We start from the raw sequence: 18,000 nt of genomic DNA, 5'->3' as shown, positions 1-18,000 counted from the left end.
TATCATGGAATCGTCATCAACTCAGTCTTCATCCGTTACACAGTCATCTATCCCACAATATAGTATTCGTGGTCATAATATTTGGGGCTTTAAAAATATGGCCCATTTTTTAGACTACCTATTTGCTGGTGGTGAAACGAAAACGGGAACACTCGTTGCGATTAATGCAGAAAAAGTGATGATCGCTGAACAAGATACGGCTTTAAATACATTACTAGGCCAAGCTGAATATTTATATGCTGACGGAATTAGTATTGTCCGTGCTATCCGTCGTAAATACCCACAAGCTGAAGTTTCTCGTGTCGCTGGTGCTGACTTATGGGAAGGGCTAATGGAAAGGGCCGGTAAAGAAGGCACGCCAGTTTTCTTAGTGGGTGGTAAACCCGAGATTCTAGAGCAAACAGAAAGCAAACTACGCTCGCAGTGGAATGTGAACATTGTTGGCTCGCAAAACGGCTATTTTACCGCTGAAGACCGAAGCGCATTATTCGAACGTATTCGCGCAAGTGGCGCTAAAATTGTCACCGTTGCGATGGGGTCGCCGAAACAAGAAATTTTTATGCGGGATTGCCGAAGTGTGTATCCAGATGCCTTATATATGGGTGTTGGTGGGACTTATGATGTGTTTACAGGGCATGTTAAACGCGCCCCGAAAGTGTGGCAAAACTTAGGTCTAGAATGGTTATATCGCTTATTATCTCAACCTTCCCGTATTACTCGACAGTTTAAATTACTGAAATTTTTAGGCTACTACTACGGTGGTAAGCTGTAGTTTTTGTAGTAGTTTGATTTATATTGTTATTTTTAATGAATTTAACTCACTGTAAGTAGGCTTAACAGGCTTACTTACAGTTCGCACGGTTCCGAATAGCTGGTCTCTTCCTTCAAATATTTCTATAATCCCTCAAAAATAAGTATGTTCGCATCAGTTTGTGCTCAATCTTGCGGCTATGGCATTTTTTTAATCGCCTAATTGATACTTTTCGAATAATTGCAGTGATTATTACTAACTGAGTTTCAATTAAAACTGCATTTTAATTATCTAATTTTGACAGGGGTATGTATGGGAAATCCACAGCAGGGGCTTCAACGTGGGTTAGAAGCGCGCCATATCGAGCTTATCGCGCTCGGGGGAACCATTGGCGTTGGTTTATTTATGGGGTCGGCCAGTACGCTGAAATGGGCGGGGCCTTCGGTTTTACTGGCATATATCATCGCTGGGATTTTTGTTTTCTTCATTATGCGTTCAATGGGGGAAATGCTATTTCTTGAGCCTGTAACGGGTTCTTTTGCTTCATTTGGGTATAAATACTTAAGTCCGTTTTGGGGGTGCCTGACTGCTTGGGGCTACTGGTTTATGTGGGTGGCTGTTGGTATTTCAGAGATCACTGCGATTGGTGTATATGCCGAATATTGGTTCCCTGATGTGCCTCAATGGATTTTTGCCATTATCGCGGTGGTATTAGTGGCATTAGCGAACTTAGCCGCTGTACGGCTGTATGGCGAGCTTGAGTTTTGGTTTGCCATGATCAAAGTCACTACGATTGTGGTGATGATTTTAATTGGTTTAGGGCTGATTTTTTTTGGTCTGGGTAATAACTTTGAGCCGATTGGGCTTGCGAATCTCACTGAACATGGTGGTTTCTTTGCCGGGGGCTGGAAAGGCTTTTTATTTGCTTTGTGTATCGTTGTGGCCTCTTATCAAGGGGTTGAGCTGGTAGGGATCACCGCGGGTGAAGCGAAAAATCCGCAAGTCACGTTAAAAAAAGCGATCAATAATATTTTATGGCGCATATTAATTTTTTATGTAGGCGCCATTTTTATTGTAGTGACGCTATTTCCGTGGACGGAAGTGGGTTCACAAGGTAGCCCGTTTGTCCTTACCTTTGCGAAAGTGGGAATTGTGTCCGCAGCGGCGGTAATTAACTTTGTGGTGTTAACTGCGGCGTTATCTGGTTGCAATAGTGGCATGTATAGTGGCGGGCGCATGCTGTACGCTTTAGCACAAAATAAACAATTGCCTCGTTCATTATTGAAATTAACAAAAAATGGCGTACCGGCACGTTGCGTGGGCTTTACTATCCTATGCTTAGTCGCGGGATCAAGCTTGAATTACATCATACCGAATCCAGAGAAAGTCTTTGTTTATGTCTATAGTGCGAGTGTGTTACCAGGAATGGTGCCTTGGCTGGTGTTATTGACTAGCCAAATCCGTTTTCGTCAACAAAACAAAGAAAAACTTGTAGGGCATCCTTTCAAATCGATTCTTTTTCCATGGGTTAACTATGCGACCTTGCTCTTTTTAGCCTGCGTATTGATTGGAATGGCGATTAACCCAGATACTCGCTTATCTTTAATCGTTGGAGCCATCTTCTTAGGGGGTGTTTCTCTCCTTTATTTCATCATTCGCCTGTTCAATAACCGTAACGGAAAAGTTTAACGGCGGGGTTTTGATAGATTTTTATTAGGTGCATAGCGAAAAAGAGGGTAAATATGCTCTCTTTCTCAACGAAATGGATAAAAGGCAAGCAATCGATATTTTTATTTCAAAAAGGACTAGACAGCGGGAGGATAAATCCGTACTATCCTCTCCCGCAACGGCGTTAAGCGCCCGTAGCTCAGCTGGATAGAGCGCTGCCCTCCGGAGGCAGAGGTCTCAGGTTCGAATCCTGTCGGGCGCACCAGTTTTAGCGCTTCGCTACGGTTGGCAAAATGACGTTGTATGTAGTAATATAGCAACGCTTTGAAAAAAGTGAAGTTATGGTGGCTATAGCTCAGTTGGTAGAGCCCTGGATTGTGATTCCAGTTGTCGTGGGTTCGAGTCCCATTAGCCACCCCATTTTTTTGTGACATTGCGAGGGTGGCGGAATTGGTAGACGCGCTAGCTTCAGGTGTTAGTGTCCTATGGACGTGGGGGTTCAAGTCCCCCCTTTCGCACCACGAAGAAATGTAATAGTACTATTCACTATTAATAAGTACTACAAAAATTTCGGCGAGTAGCGCAGCTTGGTAGCGCAACTGGTTTGGGACCAGTGGGTCGGAGGTTCGAATCCTCTCTCGCCGACCAATTTAAAGAAACCCGTCTTAATCGACGGGTTTTTTGCGTTTTATACTTTACACACTTCACACTTCAAACCGTAGCGTTATTGGCTACGTTCATCTACCCAAATCACATACTTATTCGTACTCATCGGAATATCTTTACTTGCCACTTAGCCATAACTTGAATTGCTTAGAGTATACTCGGGGGCGTTTCTTCAACGAATGACAGGGGTATGGTTAATTGCTTGTTTTTATTTCTAATTTAGCAGCTTAACTTACTTGTGTCGTAAAATAGATACAACCCATCATATCAATGTCGTCAAAAGGTGACACTTTACTGGTTGATTTATAAGGAAATATAAATAACTGTTTTATGATGTCTCTAAACTGCGACAAAATAGAGTGGTAAGTTTCGGGCAACATATTAGTGAATTTTTTAAAGATAGAGCGGTTTACTACCAAGAAGAAAAATAGTTGTGTAAAACCGAGGGATAGGAAATAGACCAAAAGAGTGAGCTAAAAAAATACCGTTTTAAAAAAGTTGGCACGTATTGTGCATTATTGTATATGTAGATGCTCATCTCACTTCTTATGACAGCGAAGCTTCATAAACCCAGAGATGACGCAAAGCCGATTATCGGTGCCTATTGTCCACTTTAGATGATCAAGAGCTCATCCTCTTACCATCAACGAACGGGCGAAACGTTGAGTGAGGCACCATCCGTCTGTAGACCTGATTGTATTTTACACCTGTCTTGTGCAGGTGTTTTTTTTTGTCTGTACAAAACACTTAGCCCCCTAGAAAATGACTAAGAGGCTGAAAATAAGATAGCTATTAGCTTCTACCTTTACTAAACCATTTACTGAACCAGCGAGTAATATAGGTATAGCAGAGGATAATGAATGTAATAATGAAAATGTCTTTACTAAGATCTTCGGTATTAAAACCAATAATCATAATAAAAACAAAAGGTGATAATACTAACAGCAGAAGATCAAAGAATATTTGTAAACGGTTTGGAGTTGCAATAATCCAGCGCCAAATAGTTTTAATTACATTCATATCGATATCCCTAATTCATTCAAAGCAAAGATGTATATAAAGCTTTATACACTATGTGTTTATTTTATAACATAGCGAAGTGTGTTTTCCTTATCCTTAAATAATGATTATTGATTAAACATTGAATTATTTACCTGCAATGTTGCCAATTATAAACCTCATATTTTCCTTTTATGATGATTTAATACGATTAACGCGATGTATTTAAATTGTTTTTACGTTTTTATTGGGGAAGGTCAGATTAGTCGCCGTTAAGCTTATGAATAAAAAAACTCCACCAAAATGAGTGGAGTTTTTAGATGAGGCCAAACAAGAATATTATTTCCGTTCTTGTTTTAATGAATGGTTTAATGCATCTTGGCGAATTTTTGCGGCATCGCTAGGCTTATGTTGCCGGTCAAAAGCATCAGCTAACCATGATGCATCTTGTACGTCAAAACGTTGAGCTAAAGCGGCTTTAAAGTAATTTTCAGCTTTGTCCCATTGGGCATGCTGTAGCGATAAAACGCCTAATGTACTGTTAAGTAACGGGGTGGCACCGTTCTGCTTCTGCAGATGTAAAAGGGTTTTTTCTATAACTTCAGGGCGTTCGCTATTCAGTTTTGGCACCAACAGGATCAAGCGTTCATCATATTGCTGTTTTAAACCGTCAATAATCATTTTTTCTGCACTTGCAGTATCGCCACATTCAATCAAATGCTCTGCTAAGAAAGCTTGCAATGCGGTTTCATGACGAACTCGGCGAGGTTGTGCTTTCCACCAAGCTTTTAGCCCATCACTACCTCCTTCAGCCATATATTGGTTCATCAACCCTTTGTAAGCCTTTAATTTCAATGCATCGAGCTCATCTTCATTGTGTAACTGTACTTTAGCCATGACAGGAAGTAATTCAATCAGCGACTGATAGGCGCCTGAGCGTAAGTAAGCTTGTTCTGCTAGGCGCAGCACTTCAGGGTGCCTTGGAGCTTTGTCGAGAAGTTTATCAATGCCATTACGGGCAGCATGGACTTCTCCTTCCGCTAATTGGATACGGACACGGCTGATATCAACGGGGAGCTGGTCACTTCCTGCGGCTTCGGCAGCTCTATCCAAGTATTGGTGAGTGCGATATTCATCACCACGCTGTTGAGCAGCTTCGGCTGCCATGAGGTAGTTAATAACCGGCTGTTGAGAAAAATCAGCATGTTTGCTCATTAATTTTTCAACTTGCTCGAAATCACCTTCTGCTAATTTCAGCAGCGCTTTTTGTGTTTGGGTATGTGCTTTGTGGTATTTACGACCACTTACCCAACCTCGGGTACGTGATGTCGTGCTGATAAAGCGGCGGTAGCACCAACCAAGGAATAACAGCACAAACTGGAGCAAGATAAAGCCCAAAACGAGGCTGGTTACACTGGTCGTAATGTCATAATTATCTGTACGGATAAAAACATAACCTTGGTGACCCGCTAATAATGGGCCTAAGATTATCCCTGCAATAAGTACTATAAATAGGATCAAGACTTTTATCATAATTACCCCCTATTGCCAGCAGGCTCTGCTGATTCAAAAGGGTGTGCATTGTCAGCTGACTCCGCTTTTTGCGTATCCGTGGCGGGAACTGCGGCTTCTGTTGGCGCTTCAGTTGCATCCGCTGCGGCATCAACGGCACCATCGCTAACTTTTGCATTGTCAGACGACTGAGAAAGTAAGCTACGAACCCGTGTTTGCATGATTTTTTCTAGCTTTTCTTGGCTTTCTAAAGTATCAGGCATATCAATATCAATCGGCTGATTGATTAGGTCATCAATGGTTGATAGAAAAGCTTTAGTTTCAGGCGCCTCAGTATCAAAATAGGCTCTTACCCAAGTCGAAGCCTGCTCTAATGACTGTTTGTAAGTGGCTTCTTGATAACGTGGCACGGCTTGTGCTGCGATTAATAGTTGAGAGCGAATGTTTTCTCGTAGATAAATATCCTGATTTGGAGCTAAAAGCGGGGCTTCTGAGCCATCACGAGCGCGTACGGTGACGAAGTCATTTGCGAAACTTTTCCAGCTACGAGCCAAATTTTGTTTCCAATCCGAAATATCCTCGCTGACATCTGCGTTATCTTCATTTTTCGCATCGCCGCTGTTTAAATCAGCTAAACGTAAGTTGTCCACTTCATTACTGAGCTGGTTTAAACGTAAGATAATACCGTCATAGTCAATTTGATTGATTGCGGCTAATTTAGCCATATCACTGTTAATTGATTTACGAATGTCGAGTAGGCTCGGGTCATTCATTTCGGCTAAGCTCGAGTCAGCACTTTTTAATAGAACCGCTGCGGTCACAGGATCGCGATCATTCCACAGCTTTCTTCCCGCCATTTTAACCATAAAGTCAGCCTGTGCGAGAAGCCAACTTTTAACATCAGCGCTGGATAACGCCGTGACGTGCGCTTGTAGCTCTTGCATGCGACGGTTGAGATTCTCTTCATATTCACGAGAATGGCTTTTTATTTCAGCATTAGCCGCAGCTAAAGCGTTTAATCGTTGCCTGTCTGAATTTTGCTGTTCGATTAAATCACTTAATTTTTGTTTTAATTCATTGTTTTCATTTACTAAAGTGGCAGTGCTTTGTTGGGTAAAATAGTATAATCCGCCACCAATAGCGATGATAATAGCAATAGCAATTACACCACCTATCAGACCAGAACGTTTTTGTTCCGAAGAAGGTTTGTTTTTTGGGTGCTGTTGTTCTGCACCAGCTTCTTGGGTAACCGTCTCGGTTGTTTTATCGTGTTCCGTCATAAATTAGCATCCCATATCGATTGAAATTAATGCTTCTAATAAAGCATTATTATCTGCGCTATTAGCTACACAGACCTTTTGCCATCCGCCTCTGCGGGCTTGGTCTGCAATCCGTTCACTGACGACAAGTAGGCGGCGGGAAAACCACCAAGTTTGGTATTCTTCAGTGATTAATTCGTCTAACAAGGCTAACATTTGACCACTCGTGATCACAACATCTGTAATACCCGTTTGAAACCATTGCTGATTGAATAGGGTTCTATCATAGTAAACAGGATGCCTTGTATAACATTCACAATAGCTGATTTTTGCGCCCCTGGCCCTTAATGTTGATGCGAGATGCTCTCGTCCGCCATTTCCTCGTAATAATAGAGCGTTTTTCCCTTCGAGAAATTGAAGTTCAGGGTGTGTTAGTAGTACTTCACTGGTTTCACCTTGTTCAGCCCAACTTATGTTTTTTCCTGTTACTTGTTGAAAATACTGCCCTGTAGAGCGGCCAATTCCATAGTAAGATAACTTATCTGACCAGCTACGCGCCATTTGTTCAAGTGTTAAATTTGCATATTCGACTGCATTTTTAGATAAAAGAAAGACTAAATCATTTTCAGTAAGGCTATCAAGTTGAGGTATAAGGGTATTTAATTCAGCACCGGGTCCAATGCGAATTAAAGGGGAGGCGAAGGCTTCTCCCCCTTTGGCGGTGATTGCTGTGATCAGCTCCGAACCTGCTGGTTCAGGGCGAGTGACAAGCACCTTCATGCAGGCGGGTTTCCTTGGTAAACATCCGCCAGAATTTCCCTTGCACCACGCTCAAGTAATTCTTCAGCCAATGATACACCCGCTTGATTAGCTTCACTCGGAGAAACGAGTCGTTCCCCACGAATAATCACACTGCCGTCTGGCGCTCCCACCAAGGCCCGTAGCCATATTTTGTCATCTTGCCAAATAGCGTAACTGCCAATCGGAACTTGGCAACCGCCTTCAAGGCGCATATTCATTGCTCGTTCAGCCAGAACACAGGTTGATGTTGAGTCATTATTGAGTTTCGCGAGTAATTCGCGGGTTTTACTATCATTTAAACGGCATTCGATACCGACAGCACCTTGGCCAACTGCAGGTAAGCATTGCTCAGGTGCAAGAGCCGTTTTAATTCGAGTGTCTAACTCCAAGCGTTTTAACCCAGCAACGGCTAAAATAATGGCATCATATTCACCGTTATCTAATTTTGATAGGCGTGTACCTACGTTACCACGTAAGTCGCGAATGACTAAATCAGGGCGGAGTTCCCTTAATTGGCATTGACGACGTAAACTCGATGTCCCGACGATACTGCCTTTTGGCAATGCATCAAGGTTATCGTAGTGGTTTGAGACAAAGGCATCTCGCGGGTCTTCACGTTCACAAATCGTGACTAATCCTAAGCCTTCAGGGAATTCAACAGGGACATCTTTCATCGAGTGAACGGCAATGTCTGCGCGTCCTTCCAACAAGGCAAGTTCTAATTCTTTGACGAATAAACCTTTCCCGCCGACCTTAGCAAGAGGGGTATCAAGAATGATGTCGCCTTTTGTCACCATAGGAACTAATTCAACCTGTAAGCCTGGGTGAAGCTGCTCTAATTTATCTTTGACAAAGTGCGCTTGCCATAGGGCTAAAGGGCTTTTGCGCGTTGCAATACGCACGATATTTGTTGATGTCATTTTACTGTTTTCTCTGGCGAAGAATGCCGCAGATTAACCATACAATTGGCATTAGTTTTAACATGTTAAGGATATTTTTTCCAGCTGGGTGCAAAATCGCGCTCTGAATTGTTTATAGCCGATTTACTTTTTCTACCATGATGCAAGAAAGTGATTCAAAAGGAGATGACCTAGAATAGCTATTAAGCAATTTCTTTAGCTTATCGTGCTATTTTTTGTGTGGAACAATCTGTGTTTTCTATTAATTCGTGTTGAAGCGTGTAAGCACAGACGCTGTGCGTATTGTACTTAATATCGTTCAGTTTTGCTGTTTTACTAAACAATAAGGTAAAAAGAAATTATTCCATTGAAAAACAAGGGATATTTTACAGATTAAAAAATAAAAAGCCTTTTTATACAATATGTTGAAAAGCATTTTGTATCAAAAATAAGCGCGTAAAATTATGTGATCTACTTTACCCTTTTGATGCAAGGTGTTAAATTGATCACGTTTCCGACAATCCATTTGAAAATTATTTTAAATCTATCTCTATCTGTTGGGTGCTGGGAAATTCTCAGGTTTGTATTACTTTCATTCAATCAGGCGTAACCTTTGTATCTCTATATTGAAACCTTAAAACAAAGACTGGATGCGATAAACCAATTACGGTTAGAACGTGCAACAGCTTCTATGAGTGAAACCTTCTCGAAGGTTTATAGTTTGCTGCCTGTCTTGTTTCATTATCATCATCCCATGATACCTGGTTTTATTGAAGGTAATGTCCCTCATGGTGTCTGCTTTTTCTCTCCTGATGCAGAGCAAAAAAAATGGTTAGCGCCTTTTGAACGTTTTTTACCCGTGATTGAAACTGAAGCGAACGGTGAATTACCGATTACAGGCATCTATTCGATGGGTAGCACTTCATCTGTTGGGCAAAGCCAGTGTTCAGATATCGACGTTTGGGTTTGTCATCCGTCTTGGTTGGACCACGAAGAAAAACGTTTTTTGCAAAAAAAATGCACCTTAATTGAACAGTGGGCAGCATCTTTAGGGATTGATGTCACTGTGTTTTTAATCGATGAAAATCGTTTTCGCCATCATGCCAGTGGGCATATTGGTGGGGAAAACTGTGGTTCAACGCAACACATCCTATTGTTAGATGAATTTTATCGAACCGCTGTACGTATGGCGGGTAAACGTTTGCTGTGGACCATGGTGCCGGTTGAAGAAGAGCAGCATTACGATGAATATGTTATGGGGTTATATGCACAAGGAGTGCTAACACCGAACGAATGGCTTGATTTAGGCGGGTTAAGTGAGCTTTCTGCCGCGGAATATTTCGGTGCAAGCCTATGGCAGTTGTATAAAAGTGTTGATTCCCCTTATAAAGCGGTATTGAAGAGTATTTTGCTGGAATCCTATTCATGGGATTACCCTAACGGTAAATTATTAGCCATGGAGTTTAAGCGTCATTTACATGCAGGCGAAATTGTGTGTTATGGCTTGGACTCATACTGCTTAATGTTAGAGCGTGTGACACGTTACCTGACTGAAATTAATGATTTAACCCGTCTTGACCTTATCCGCCGTTGTTTCTACCTGAAAGTATGCGAAAAACTATCTGAAGAAGAGGGGAATACTTGCGCAGGTTGGCGCCGTGATGTGTTGTCTCAATTGGTTGAATCATGGGGATGGGGATCAGAGCGTTTGTCGATACTCGATACACGCAATCAATGGAAAATTGAGCGTGTCCGTGAAGCACATAACGAGTTACTTGATACGATGATGCAAAGCTATCGTAACCTCATTCGCTTTGCCCGTAGAAATAATTTAAGTGTTAGTGCAAGCCCACAAGATATTGGAGTATTAACCCGTAAATTATATGCGGCTTTCGAAGCTCTCCCGGGGAAGGTGACGTTAGTTAATCCACAAATCTCACCTGATTTGAGCGAAGCGCATTTAACCTTTATTTATGTGCCAGAGGGGCGAGCTAACCGTAGCGGCTGGTATTTGTATAACCAAGCGCCAAATATTGATGCCATTATTGGCCATCAACCTCTTGAATATAACCGCTATTTAAATAAATTAGTGGCATGGGCTTATTTTAATGGTTTGCTGACTGAAACCACCCAGGTTTACATGCATAATGGGAAATCCCAGTGTGATGAACGAAAATTGCTTGAACTGATGCACGATGTTTCAAGCCATTTCCCTATCAGGTTACCAGCCCCAACGCCAAAAGCGCTTTATAGTCCATGTGAAATTCGCCACCTTGCAATCATTGTTAACTTAGAAAAAGATCCAACACAGGTATATTCTGAGCAAGTCGTCCATGTTGATTTTAGAAAACTGGATATTTTCAGTTTTGGAGAATCACAACAGTGCCTGATTGGTAGTATTGATTTGTTGTATCGTAATTCGTGGAATGAGGTAAGAACGCTACATTTCAGCGGAGAACAGTGCATGTTAGAAGCACTTAAAACTATTTTAGGGAAAATGCATCAAGATGCATCGCCTCCTGAAGCGGTTGAGGTGTTTTGTTATAGTGAGCACTTACGTGGGTTGATCCGTACTCGTGTACAACAGTTGGTATCTGAGTGTGTTGAATTGCGTTTGTCAAGCAACCGAAATGACCCTGGGCGTTTTAAAGCATTGCGTATCGCGGGGCAGACGTGGGGGTTATTCTTTGAGCGTCTGAACGTATCGGTACAAAAACTTGAGAATGCGGTTGAGTTCTACGGGGCTATCTCCCATAACAAACTACATGGCTGGCCCGTTAAACTTCAGGCGAAGAGTGATAACCATTTACCTGCAGTTGTTGATGGCTATGCGAGTGAAGGGATTGTACAGTTTTTCTTTGAAAATACGGCAGATAATACCGGTTTTAATATTTATGTTTTAGATGAGGCGAATCGGGTTGAAATTTATTCTCACTGTGAGGGGTCGAAAGAAGATCTTGTTCGTGACGTGAGTAAATTCTATTCTTCTTCCCATGACCGGTTTACCTATGGCGCAAACTTTATCAATTTCAATTTACCGCAATTTTACCAAATCATTAATCAAGATGGTAAAAATCAAGTTGTTGCATTTTCCGGGGCAACATGGCCATTCACAGCGGAAGAAGATGATGACGTTGGATATGAAATGCATTCGAACCAATCACCGCACCCACAAGCGCACTATTATTGATATTAATGGCAGGCAGTATAGCGTGCTGCCCACCTTCGAAACTTGTAATGCTTAAAATGAAAAGGGCTCTTGGCTTTGAAAGGCAATTGCCTCGGCTAATTTAGCTTTAAATTCATGCCCAGAGCGGTCACAAATCCAATTACCTTGTTGATAATCATAATGGTACCCACCCTGTTTAGTCGCTAGCCATATTTGGTGGAATGCTTCTTGCTTGTTGATAATAATTTTACTGCCATCTTCAAAGCTAAGAGTCATCACACCCCCATTGATTTCACAATCAATATCGGCATCACCCTCATAATTATCTAAATGTTCTTCGATGGTGCTCAGTAGCGTTTCTGCTAGCTGATGAAATTCGCTGTCATTCACGATTAATTTCCTGTTTGCTCACAATGGGTTAATTGAAATTATTATTGTTAGCTGAAATTATAGGAGGGAATCTGCATCAGGGTCAATCTAAGCATGCCCACTAAAAACTTCAGACTAAATTTAGCCTAAAGTATATAATATCCGCATGCTAGATAAACAGGCGTGATTTGCAAGGCCACTCCTGTTATTGTGTAAATTATCAGATGTCAAAAGTGAGCAATACGGGCGAAAAAGAATGAAAAAAAGTTTAATTGGGCTTAGTGCACTAGTTGTTTTATTTACCCTTTCTGGCTGTGGCTTAAAAGGCCCGTTGTATTTTCCGCCGGAAGAAACTGCAGCACCGGCTAAGGCATCTGATGTGCAACCTACCGCACAAGACAGTACTGCCAAAGAGCCTGCTCAAACAACAAATAATCAGTAAGCCACCTCTATGGAGCGTGAAATGCAATTTTCTAAAATGCATGGCTTAGGCAATGACTTCATGGTTGTCGATGGCGTTACACAAAATATATATTTTTCGCCTGAATTGATTTGTCGGTTAGCGGATAGACACACAGGAGTTGGGTTCGATCAACTACTATTGGTTGAAGCACCTTATGACCCTGACCTTGACTTCCATTATCGTATTTTTAATGCAGATGGTAGTGAAGTTGCACAATGTGGCAATGGTGCGCGTTGTTTTGCTCGTTTTGTCAGGCTTAAAGGTTTAACGAATAAGCAAAAAATCAAAGTCAGTACTCAGTCCGGCCGTATGACATTAACCATAAATGAGAATGATGATGTCTGCGTTAATATGGGCGTGCCTGATTTTGAACCACAGAGAGTACCATTTCGCGCAGTTAAAGAAGAAAAAACCTATATTATTCGAGCACAAGAACGTACAGTTCTGTGTGGGGTGGTCTCAATGGGTAACCCGCATTGTGTCATTCAAGTTGAAAGTATTCATACGGCAGAAGTCGAAGTTTTAGGTCCCGCTTTAGAAAATCATGAGCGCTTTCCAGAACGTGCCAATATTGGCTTTATGGAAATTATCAGTGTTGACCACATCCGCTTGCGCGTTTATGAACGTGGGGCTGGGGAAACTCAAGCTTGTGGTAGCGGGGCATGCGCCGCTGTCGCGGTTGGAATTAGTCAAGGATTACTGGCGAAGCGGGTCAAAGTTGATTTACCAGGGGGCTCATTAGATATTTCCTGGGAAGGTCCTGGGGCGCCACTTTATATGACAGGCCCTGCAACGCATGTTTATGACGGAGTCATTCAACTATAATTTTGAATAGCTGAAGAGGGAAAAATGGATAAAACCAAAAAAGCACAGGAATTGGCTCATCAAATTGATGAGGTCGATGTCGTGCGCTACTTAACGGAAAACCCCTATTTTTTTCTTCGTAATGCGCAACTGTTGGAACAGCTAAAAGTACCCCATGTTGTGCGGGAAGCTATCTCATTACCTGAGTTAGTGATGAGTCGTCAACGGTTGAAAATCAAAGAGCTCGAACAAGATATTCGTTTTATGGTTGAGCAAGCTCACGAAAATGTGGAGCTTTTTGATGAATTGTTAGTGTTGGTGATTGAAATGTCATCAGCAGAAAGTTTACAGCAAATGCTGCTAGCGCTAAATCGTTGGGCAAAAAAACTGGGTTTATCCGGTGCTCAAGTGCGTTTGTTTAGTGACAGCTGGCATTTATCCGCTCCTTTGGATGCGCATCAATTAGTTATTTCGCGTCGTGTATTTGAACCCGTGAGAATTCAACGATTTGGCGATAAACGTAACTACCTCGGTCGGTTGAATGGCCCTGAAATTCAATTACTTTTACCTGATGCATTAAATGTCGGTTCAGTCGCTATTTCACTGTTTGGTCAGCATGGTGAATCCGGTATGGTCATCTTTACTAGTCGGGATCGTGAACATTATCAACATGGTATGGGAACGGTCATGTTGGAGAAAGTCGCTCAGATTCTACCGAGGTTATTATGCCAATGGATAGAACGCCTATAAAAAATCAGCCTGAAGGGCTGATGACCCAAATTGAGACCTTTCTGTATTATCTGCGTGTTGAACGTCGGCTAAGCCCTGTCACGATAACTAATTATCGTCGCCAATTGAGTGTTATTGTGGAAATGTTAGTCTCACTAAATATCCACGAATGGCAAAAAGTTGATGCAACGATTGTGCGCAACGTTGCCGCTAAAAGTCGTAAATCGGGCTTACAAGCCGCAAGTATGGCGTTGCGGTTATCATCACTGCGCAGTTTTTTTGATTGGATGGTGCACCAAGGGGAATTACCCGCAAATCCCGCAAAAGCCGTTCATGCCCCTAAATCCAAAAAGCGTCTTCCTAAAAATATGGATGTGGATGAAGTCTCCCAACTTTTGAATATGGAGAGTGGTGACCCGCTCGTCGTACGTGACCGAACGATGCTTGAAGTGATGTACGGCGCAGGGTTACGTTTATCTGAGCTAGTTGGGCTAGATGTTCGCCATCTTGATTTAAATACGGGTGAAGTGTGGGTTATGGGGAAAGGGAGTAAAGAACGCAGGGTGCCAATGGGAAAAACTGCCGTGAGTTGGCTACAGCGTTGGCTTGAGATGCGAGAGCTCTATGAGCCAGAAGATGACGCTGTTTTTATTTCAACCCAAAGTGGTAAACGTATTTCGAATCGGAACGTACAGAAACGTTTTGAGCAATGGGGTATAAAGCAAGGGGTTAATAGCCACATTAACCCGCATAAATTACGCCACTCTTTTGCGACACATATCCTTGAATCAAGTGGGAATTTACGTGGAGTGCAAGAACTTCTTGGGCATGCAAATTTATCGACAACACAAATCTATACGCACCTTGATTTTCAGCACTTAGCAAATGTTTATGATGTGGCTCATCCAAGAGCAAAGAGGGAGAAACCTTAATGCATTTTTACCGTCCGTTATCACCCATTCTGGCGATCACGTTTGATTTGGATGACACGCTTTACGATAACCATCCAGTTATTGATAAAACGGAAGAAGAAGTTTTACGTTTTGTCCGTGAATATGACCCGCGTTTTAATCATTTTAGTAATGAAGATCTTTATGCTTTTCGTCGTCTTGTCGAAGAGCAAGAACCTGATATCTATCATGATATTTCACGCTGGCGTTGGCTTTCTTCCAGAATGATGTTTTGCCATTATGGCTACTCAAAAGAAGCCGCACAAAAAGGGGCAGATGACATCATGGCGCATTTCACTTATTGGCGAAATAGAATTGATGTCCCAAAGTCTACTCATGAAACACTGTGCCAACTGGCAGAAAAAATTCCGCTGGTGGCGATCACTAATGGAAATGCAGAACCGGAAGCGTGCGGGTTAGGTCAATATTTCCAATTTGTCTTGAAAGCAGGGCCTGACGGGCGCTCTAAGCCATTTTGCGATATGTATCGTTTAGCCGCGAAGCGGCTTGAGATTGAGCCACAATTTATTCTTCATGTTGGTGACAACTTGCTAACGGATGTTGAAGGTGCAATTAACAGTGGCATGCAAGCTTGCTGGATCAACACAAACCAAAAAACACTGATGGAAGAGAAAGAGGTGCGTTTATTACCACATGTGGAAATTTCGCGGTTGGATTCTCTCTTATCATTGGTATAATCATTTACTGTATAAAAAAACAGTGGCATTCGCCATTGTCAACAACCTCACAGTGGTGTTAGCCACTGTTTTGCTTTGATGGTAACTATGGACGTCTCTTATCTGCTTGAAGGTCTTAACGACAAACAGCGCGAAGCGGTTGCCGCACCGCGTACCAATTTACTTGTCCTTGCGGGGGCTGGTAGTGGTAAAACTCGGGTGCTAGTGCATCGAATCGCATGGCTGATGTCTGTGGAAAATGCTTCTCCATTTTCAATTATGGCAGTGACATTCACGAACAAAGCAGCGGCAGAAATGCGCCATAGAATCAATCAATTGATTGGTACTAGTGAAGGCGGTATGTGGATAGGAACATTCCACGGCTTAGCGCATCGTTTATTGCGCCAACATTATATGGACGCCAATTTACCACAAGACTTCCAAATTCTAGATAGTGATGACCAATACCGTTTAATTCGTCGTTTACTTAAGGCGATGAATTTAGATGAAAAACAATGGCCACCTCGTCAGGGGATGTGGTACATCAACGGCAAAAAAGATGAAGGTCTGCGGCCTCAGCACATTGAAGCCTATGGTAACCCAGTTGAAGCCACATGGTTAAAAGTATACCAAGCTTACCAAGAGGCTTGTGATAGAGCCGGGCTGGTAGATTTTGCTGAGCTATTATTACGAGCCCATGAATTGTGGTTAAACAAGCCTCACGTATTGCAGCATTATCGTGAGCGCTTTACCAATATTCTTGTCGATGAATTTCAAGATACCAACAATATCCAATACGCATGGATCCGTGTACTCGCTGGAGATACAGGCAAAGTCATGATTGTTGGTGATGATGACCAGTCAATCTATGGCTGGCGTGGTGCGCAAGTCGAAAATATCCAGCGCTTTCTCAATGATTTTCCTGGTACAGAAACTATCCGTCTAGAGCAAAACTACCGTTCAACGAATAATATCTTAAAAGCGGCGAACGCATTGATTGCGAATAACAGTGACCGCTTAGGGAAAAATTTATGGACGGAAGGCGGAGATGGCGAGCCAATATCCCTCTACTGTGCGTTTAATGAGTTAGATGAAGCACGCTATGTAGTTGGCCGCATCAAACAATGGCATGAAAATGGTGGGGCCTTACAAGATTGTGCCATGCTGTATCGTAGTAATGCCCAGTCTCGTGTATTGGAAGAAGCGCTCATCCAAGGTGCAATGCCATATCGTATTTATGGTGGGCAACGTTTCTTTGAACGCCAAGAGATTAAAGATGCACTTTCTTATTTAAGATTAATAGCAAATCGCAACGACGATGCCTCCTTTGAACGTGTGGTCAATACACCAACCCGTGGCATCGGCGATAGAACATTAGATACTGTTCGCCAAACTGCACGGGATCAACAGCTAACACTATGGGAAAGTTGTGAGTACTTACTTCGCGAGCAGGTGTTGGGAGGTCGTGCAGCTGCCGCAATTGAACGTTTCTTAGAATTAATCGATGCATTAGCCAAAGAAACCCAAGATATGCCATTACATGTTCAAGCCGATAGAGTGATTAACGACTCAGGCCTACGAGCGATGTATGAGCAAGAAAAAGGCGAAAAGGCGCAGGCTCGCATTGAAAACTTGGAAGAGTTAGTCAATGCAACCCGTGATTTTAGCTATCAAGACGAAGACCAAGACTTAATGCCATTGCAGGCTTTTCTTTCTCATGCGGCATTGGAAGCTGGGGATGGGCAAGCGGATGTCAGCCAAGATGCTGTTCAATTGATGACTTTGCATTCAGCTAAAGGCCTAGAGTTTCCAGTTGTATTCATTGTGGGCATGGAAGAAGGCATGTTCCCAAGTCAAATGTCGATGGATGAAAGTGGTCGTCTTGAAGAAGAGCGTCGTCTTGCTTATGTCGGTATTACCCGTGCAATGGAAAAACTCACGATTACTTATGCAGAAAGCCGTCGTTTATATGGCAAAGAGGTTTATCACAGGCCTTCTCGTTTTATCGGTGAGCTACCAACCGAGTGTGTTGAAGAAGTTCGTTTGCGAGCGCAGGTTTCAAGACCAGTTAGCCATCAACGCCTTGGTACACCGATTAGCCAAAATGATTCAGGTTATGCTCTAGGTCAGCGTGTCATGCACCCTAAATTTGGTGAAGGCACGATTATTAACCTTGAAGGTAGTGGGGAACACTGCCGCTTGCAAATTGCCTTTCAAGGTCAAGGGATTAAGTGGCTGGTGGCGTCTTATGCACGGTTGGAGAGCCTATAAAACTCATGCTATC

General features: G+C 42.5%; 14 protein-coding genes and 4 tRNA genes. 13 read left to right on the top strand and 5 right to left on the bottom strand.

Features of this window, described 5'->3' with window-relative positions; genetic code table 11:
• Positions 1 to 4: 4 nt before the first annotated feature.
• The 6 genes from wecG (at position 5) to PSE72_RS16090 (ending at position 3,067) form a co-directional block, all read left to right on the top strand.
• A complete protein-coding gene (wecG, locus tag PSE72_RS16115; protein WP_109912161.1) occupies positions 5 to 772 on the top strand; it encodes a lipopolysaccharide N-acetylmannosaminouronosyltransferase in 768 nt (255 codons plus the stop codon).
• 291 nt (positions 773 to 1,063) lie between these two features.
• Positions 1,064 to 2,440 (top strand): bifunctional threonine/serine APC transporter ThrP, encoded by a 1,377-nt coding sequence (thrP, locus tag PSE72_RS16110; protein WP_109912160.1) that lies wholly within the window; start codon positions 1,064 to 1,066, stop codon positions 2,438 to 2,440.
• 167 nt (positions 2,441 to 2,607) lie between these two features.
• Positions 2,608 to 2,684 (top strand) — tRNA-Arg (locus tag PSE72_RS16105).
• Positions 2,685 to 2,763: 79 nt separating this feature from the next.
• Positions 2,764 to 2,839 (top strand) — tRNA-His (locus PSE72_RS16100).
• Positions 2,840 to 2,854: 15 nt separating this feature from the next.
• A tRNA-Leu gene (locus PSE72_RS16095) sits at positions 2,855 to 2,940 on the top strand.
• A 50-nt stretch (positions 2,941 to 2,990) separates the two neighbouring features.
• Positions 2,991 to 3,067: transfer RNA gene (locus PSE72_RS16090), tRNA-Pro, on the top strand.
• Between the two features lie 1,356 nt (positions 3,068 to 4,423).
• Here PSE72_RS16090 and hemY read toward each other — a convergent pair.
• The 4 genes from hemY to hemC are packed head-to-tail and all read right to left on the bottom strand — an operon-like array spanning position 4,424 to position 8,576.
• Positions 4,424 to 5,617, bottom strand: coding sequence for a protoheme IX biogenesis protein HemY (gene hemY, locus PSE72_RS16085; protein WP_004907317.1), 1,194 nt, complete (start codon positions 5,615 to 5,617; stop codon positions 4,424 to 4,426).
• A 2-nt stretch (positions 5,618 to 5,619) separates the two neighbouring features.
• A complete protein-coding gene (gene hemX / locus PSE72_RS16080) occupies positions 5,620 to 6,876 on the bottom strand; it encodes a uroporphyrinogen-III C-methyltransferase (RefSeq protein ID WP_115168128.1) in 1,257 nt (418 codons plus the stop codon).
• A 3-nt stretch (positions 6,877 to 6,879) separates the two neighbouring features.
• Positions 6,880 to 7,635, bottom strand: coding sequence for a uroporphyrinogen-III synthase (locus PSE72_RS16075; RefSeq protein WP_115168127.1), 756 nt, complete (start codon positions 7,633 to 7,635; stop codon positions 6,880 to 6,882).
• Positions 7,632 to 8,576: a hydroxymethylbilane synthase gene (gene hemC / locus PSE72_RS16070; RefSeq protein WP_004907329.1), complete on the bottom strand. Its 945-nt coding sequence runs from the start codon at positions 8,574 to 8,576 to the stop codon at positions 7,632 to 7,634. Before hemC ends, PSE72_RS16075 begins: the two co-directional genes overlap by 4 nt.
• A 592-nt stretch (positions 8,577 to 9,168) precedes the next feature.
• On the opposite strand from hemC, the gene PSE72_RS16065 reads away from it, so the two are divergent.
• Entirely contained in the window at positions 9,169 to 11,745 is a 2,577-nt protein-coding gene (locus tag PSE72_RS16065) for a class I adenylate cyclase (protein WP_115168126.1), read from the top strand.
• Positions 11,746 to 11,796: 51 nt separating this feature from the next.
• Here PSE72_RS16065 and cyaY read toward each other — a convergent pair whose 3' ends face one another.
• Positions 11,797 to 12,114 carry an iron donor protein CyaY gene (gene cyaY / locus PSE72_RS16060; protein WP_115168125.1) on the bottom strand — a complete coding sequence of 106 codons (318 nt, stop codon included), beginning with the start codon at positions 12,112 to 12,114 and terminating at the stop codon, positions 11,797 to 11,799.
• Between the two features lie 235 nt (positions 12,115 to 12,349).
• On the opposite strand from cyaY, the gene lptM reads away from it, so the two are divergent.
• The 6 genes from lptM (at position 12,350) to uvrD (ending at position 17,987) form a co-directional block, all read left to right on the top strand.
• Positions 12,350 to 12,535, top strand: coding sequence for an LPS translocon maturation chaperone LptM (lptM, locus tag PSE72_RS16055; protein WP_004906065.1), 186 nt, complete (start codon positions 12,350 to 12,352; stop codon positions 12,533 to 12,535).
• Between the two features lie 21 nt (positions 12,536 to 12,556).
• Complete coding sequence (gene dapF / locus PSE72_RS16050) at positions 12,557 to 13,381, top strand: diaminopimelate epimerase (protein ID WP_115168124.1); 825 nt, start codon at positions 12,557 to 12,559, stop codon at positions 13,379 to 13,381.
• A 24-nt stretch (positions 13,382 to 13,405) separates the two neighbouring features.
• Entirely contained in the window at positions 13,406 to 14,110 is a 705-nt protein-coding gene (locus PSE72_RS16045; RefSeq protein WP_109912157.1) for a DUF484 family protein, read from the top strand.
• Positions 14,092 to 15,021, top strand: a complete 930-nt coding sequence (xerC, locus tag PSE72_RS16040; protein ID WP_115168123.1) for a tyrosine recombinase XerC — start codon at positions 14,092 to 14,094, stop codon at positions 15,019 to 15,021. Before PSE72_RS16045 ends, xerC begins: the two co-directional genes overlap by 19 nt.
• Complete coding sequence (gene yigB / locus PSE72_RS16035) at positions 15,021 to 15,737, top strand: 5-amino-6-(5-phospho-D-ribitylamino)uracil phosphatase YigB (protein WP_115168122.1); 717 nt, start codon at positions 15,021 to 15,023, stop codon at positions 15,735 to 15,737. Before xerC ends, yigB begins: the two co-directional genes overlap by 1 nt.
• An 87-nt stretch (positions 15,738 to 15,824) precedes the next feature.
• Entirely contained in the window at positions 15,825 to 17,987 is a 2,163-nt protein-coding gene (uvrD, locus tag PSE72_RS16030) for a DNA helicase II (RefSeq protein ID WP_115168121.1), read from the top strand.
• Positions 17,988 to 18,000 lie beyond the last annotated feature (13 nt).

The sequence above is a fragment of the Providencia sp. PROV116 genome (genome assembly GCF_028482485.1).
Classification (GTDB): Bacteria; Pseudomonadota; Gammaproteobacteria; order Enterobacterales; family Enterobacteriaceae; genus Providencia; species Providencia rettgeri.
Note: the sequence above shows the minus strand (reverse complement) of the source record. Positions and strands in the feature narration are given on the sequence as shown.

Coding starts and splice junctions, on each gene's coding strand:
- wecG (WP_109912161.1), top strand. CDS start 5: ATGGAATCGTCATCAACTCAGTCTTCATCCGTTACACAGTCATCTATC.
- thrP (WP_109912160.1), top strand. CDS start 1,064: ATGGGAAATCCACAGCAGGGGCTTCAACGTGGGTTAGAAGCGCGCCAT.
- hemY (WP_004907317.1), bottom strand. CDS start 5,617: ATGATAAAAGTCTTGATCCTATTTATAGTACTTATTGCAGGGATAATC.
- hemX (WP_115168128.1), bottom strand. CDS start 6,876: ATGACGGAACACGATAAAACAACCGAGACGGTTACCCAAGAAGCTGGT.
- PSE72_RS16075 (WP_115168127.1), bottom strand. CDS start 7,635: ATGAAGGTGCTTGTCACTCGCCCTGAACCAGCAGGTTCGGAGCTGATC.
- hemC (WP_004907329.1), bottom strand. CDS start 8,576: ATGACATCAACAAATATCGTGCGTATTGCAACGCGCAAAAGCCCTTTA.
- lptM (WP_004906065.1), top strand. CDS start 12,350: ATGAAAAAAAGTTTAATTGGGCTTAGTGCACTAGTTGTTTTATTTACC.
- dapF (WP_115168124.1), top strand. CDS start 12,557: ATGCAATTTTCTAAAATGCATGGCTTAGGCAATGACTTCATGGTTGTC.
- PSE72_RS16045 (WP_109912157.1), top strand. CDS start 13,406: ATGGATAAAACCAAAAAAGCACAGGAATTGGCTCATCAAATTGATGAG.
- xerC (WP_115168123.1), top strand. CDS start 14,092: ATGGATAGAACGCCTATAAAAAATCAGCCTGAAGGGCTGATGACCCAA.
- yigB (WP_115168122.1), top strand. CDS start 15,021: ATGCATTTTTACCGTCCGTTATCACCCATTCTGGCGATCACGTTTGAT.
- uvrD (WP_115168121.1), top strand. CDS start 15,825: ATGGACGTCTCTTATCTGCTTGAAGGTCTTAACGACAAACAGCGCGAA.